Source organism: Paenibacillus turicensis (assembly GCF_050461185.1).
In the GTDB taxonomy this organism is placed as follows: Bacteria; Bacillota; Bacilli; order Paenibacillales; family Paenibacillaceae; genus Fontibacillus; species Fontibacillus turicensis_A.
The window spans coordinates 1-4,215 of record NZ_JBCMOR010000025.1 but is presented as its reverse complement, the minus strand read 5'-3'; the positions used below and the strand labels follow the sequence as shown (position 1 = coordinate 4,215).

The window sequence follows — 4,215 nt, the reverse complement described above, 5'->3', positions numbered from 1 at the left end:
TTAAACGAACGGTTACGGAATGTACCGCAAGTCGAGCTAGAGGATACGGCACGTTATCAGTATGATGTGGAGAAGAGCTTCTCGGAAGTGAATCAAATTAGCCGCGCCCAATACCTAGCGCAATATAAGGATAAAACGACAAAGCAAAAAACAATGGTGGGTGGGTATGGTGGTTTATTTTTAAGTGCACCGATCCGTACCTATATTGGACCAAAGACCGAGCTACCGACAGGGGTAGACCCGTACCGTGCCAATGCGGCGATACAAAAATGGTATGGCGAATATAGCATCCCTGCTGGGGTGTATGCAGTAGATAAGGGTACGAATATTGCAGAATATGGACGTACGCACCAAGGTCTGGATGATGCCTCCCCGATCTTTTTAAAGGAAGGCTATATTGTCGTGAACTTTGATATTCGTAGCGTACAAAATGGGCAGAGAGATCGTCCGCACCTGCAATATATTCACGGGAAGCTCATGAATCAATGGAGCCAGATGGAGGGCTTTAAGAAGGATGTTATCGATCCTTATGGCAGAAGCTTACCCACCCAGGATGGCGATGTCATTTATTATGATGGTAAATACTCGAGTCGCAGTGACTTTGTCCCGATGGTGACGCATTAAGCAAAGCAAATAGAAAGATAGATGCTAGTTTATCTAAAATAGGCTTCTCTTTACGTAGTGGTGTAAGGTAACACACCAACTACGAAAGGGGAGCTTTTTTCAATTTAGAAGAGTGCATTCTATGTGTTGTAAGCATAGTAAAGTAAGTCTAGGTTAAAATTGTGAATTTTTAAAGAATAAAGGATATATTCCCTATATTATATGTTATTATTTTCCTATAAATATAAAAATCATAGGACTTTTGGAGTTTTTTGGGAGGTAGGAAGCAGACCCTACCCTAGTTAAGAGGTTTTAGATCGATATAGTTCATTTTTAAGCACTTTCTACTAGAATCATCATAGACATGATGTGCACGATTGGAACATGAATACAAAGTAAGAGAAGAGGGAAATGACAGATGCAGATTGAAGTGAGAGCTTCTGATTTAGAAGAGCTTGGCTCGAAATTAAGAAGATCGGGTAGTGAGATGGGAGACATCCGCGCTGAATTACAGCGGGCGATGCGCTCCCTTACCTTGCGAAGCCAAGGACGCACGGAGGTGGATGCATCCTATCAGAGTATTGAGCGGATGCTCCAGCAATTGGAGCAAGACCTCGATCGTTTTAGTCGTGGGATCAGTCAAAAAGGCAAAGGCTTTGATGAAGCAGATGGGAAAGCACCCCCGTTTGAGTGGGGAAAGGTATGGGAAGGCTTCAAAGTTGTAGCAAGCATTGTGTTAGACTTTGTACCTGTTGTAGGGAATATTAAAGGTGTGATAGAGGCAATTACTGGTCGTGATCTGATTACAGGCGCAGAGCTGACCTGGTATGAACGTGCGTTATCGTTAATCGGTCCATTGGGCAAAGGCTTTAAAGGGGCCGCTAAGCTACTTAAGGTTGCGGATGAAGTGGTGGTAGGCATTAGCAAATTTACAAAAGCGACCAATACTGTGGTCTCTGTCATAGACGATGGCAAAGGTATTGTCGAGGCGATCACGGGCGTAGATATGATTACGGGTGAAAAGCTAGCGCCATGGCAACGACTCATGGCGATAGGGGGTACCGCAGCGAGTGCGGGGATGAGCAAGGTGAAGAATAAGAAAGATAATCTATTCCAAGCCGCAGATGAAGTGACGGAAGGCATTCCTAAGGTGAAGAAAGCAGATGGAAGTCATCACGGAATTGAAGCAACTGCGGCAGGGACAACGGTAGCAGCGGCGAGTGCAATGAGAAATCCGAAGGACAAGGGAATTGTGCCAGATTCCTCGCCTAAGCAGGACAGGGGAAACCATAGTAGTGCACAGTCTAAAGCGAATGAATACCATTTTGAAAAGGGGCAGGAATTTTCAGGAGGAAGTAAATCTGAGCAAGTCCCAGCTAAATGCAAAAACGGTGACCCCGTGCATGTAGGTACAGGTCAACAGTTTATGGTTCATTCGGCCTTAAAGCTGTATGGCGCTGCAACCTGGAACTTTCAGCTTTTATATAACTCTAGCTTACTACAACAAAGTGTACTTGGCTTAGCGTGGAGTCATAATTATGATATGCGGTTGGATTTTGGTCAGGGGAAGCAACAAAACCCACAAAATCAACTCGAAAGTAGTATGCCAAGTGAATCGATCACCGTCTGGTGGACAGCGGGACAACGAAATCGTTTTACGCGTCAAGCCGATGGCGTTTATCGCTCTAAAGATACCGATGTCCTGTTGGATGAGCTTAGACCCGTGGCAGAGGGGTTTGAACTACGTGTAGGATCTACACGGGAGCGGTTTTATTTTAATGAATTCGGGGTGTTGCAGCGTCATGTTAACCGTGTGGGAATGGTATTGCAAGCCAGCTATGATGAGCAAGGCGTATTGCAACGCTTGGAGGATAAGTTAAGTCGTCGTGCATTCCAATTTACGTATGAACAAGGGCGGCTTGTAAAGGTTGCAGATGCACATCGTCAGGTTTCTTTTGCCTATGATGAGGCAGGGTGGTTAGCGGAACTCATCGATGCGGAGAACCTAGTGACCACCTTCACGTGCGATGGAGAAGGACGAATCTTAACCATGTCTACCAATGGCAAACGCAATCTAACCAACATCTTTGACGAATATCATCGGGTGATCAAGCAAATCGATGCGAAGGAAAGCGTGACCACCTTCCAGTATGATGCGTATAGTCAGCCAGGGTACTTTCTAACGACCGTGACCAATCGAGCAGGCGAAGTGGAGCATCATGTGTATAATGACCGTCACCAGTTGCTTGAAATTCGTGGAGAAGAAGGTGTTCTTCACCGTTATACGTATAATGAGCAAGGACAAATGTTAACGGAAAGCAATGCACTTGGGGAGACCAACCATCGTACCTATGATGAGAAGGGACAACTCATTTGCTATCAGGATGCATTCGGACAAGAAACAAGCTTTATTTATGATGAAGTAGGTTTACTGATCAAAGAGAAAAATGCACTCGGCGCAGTGACAACGTATACGTACGATGATCAAGAGCGACTTATTACAATCACGCGTCCAGACGGCGTAAGTTGTCACTGGGAATATAATGCTGTGGGGCAACTGCTAGTCTATCACAATTATGCTGGCGAAACGGTACGTTACAACTATAAAGACAGTGGGTATATTGAAGCGATGGAGGATGGAGAAGGACGCCAAACGATCTTCCTTATGGATGAAGTGGGACGTATGGCAGGCATGCAAGATGTCCTTGGAGGCACCCTCCTACGTACCTATAATGATGATGATAAATTAACCGAAGTAAAGGATGCGTTAGGACGCACATGGCAGTATCGTTACAACCTGGATGGTGAGATTACAGAGATTACGGATCCAGCAGGCGCAACCACAAGCTATACGTATACGGCTACGAATAAAGTGGCAACGGTCACGAATGCACTCGGTCATGTCCACCGCTTCACGTACGATGGGGAAGATCGCCTGATTGCGGAAGAGGATGCACGTGGTGGAATCACGAAGCTTCGCTATGATTTACGTGGACGCGTGTCATCCGTAACGGATCCATTAAATCGCAGTATCACCTATACCTATGATGCCACAGGACGACTTCATTCAGTGAAGGATGCACTCGGTCAACCTGTACAAACGTTAACCTATGATGTCAACGGCCAACCGATTGCGATTACCAATGCGCTTGGGCATACGACGCATCGCCGCTTCAATGCCTTGTATCAGCCGGTGGAGCAAACGGAAGCCGATGGCATCAAAACAGAATATCACTACGATGAACTTGCACGTTTGCAGGAAGTAGTGCAGGACAGCGAGCAATGGCGGGCACGGTATAGCCAAAGCTATGACGCAGAGCATCGCTTGACCAAGTATGAAGATGCCAATGGCAATGAAACGACGCTGACGTATAACCGAAGTGGACAGGTTATCGAGGAAAAAAACAGCACTGGACATGGGCTAAGCTATGCCTATGATGAACGTGGTTTGCTCAAAACTCAGGACAATGCACGTGGGCAACAAGGTAGCTACACCTATGATGCCGCAGGACAACTCCTCTGTCTAACAGATGAAGTGGGGCAAATTGAACTCACGTATGATGAAGCGGGTCGCTGGATCGAAGGAAAGGAAACGGTCAGCCTAACTTCAGG

Annotated in this window: 1 protein-coding gene and 1 pseudogene; both read left to right on the top strand. The window is 46.1% G+C overall.

The window, feature by feature from the left end; genetic code table 11:
- Positions 1 to 624, top strand: a pseudogene (locus ABE099_RS20695) (DUF5704 domain-containing protein); the annotation flags it as partial.
- Between the two features lie 397 nt (positions 625 to 1,021).
- Positions 1,022 to 4,215 (top strand): pre-toxin TG domain-containing protein (locus tag ABE099_RS20690; RefSeq protein ID WP_430033549.1); only part of this gene is annotated, 3,194 nt, incomplete at its 3' end.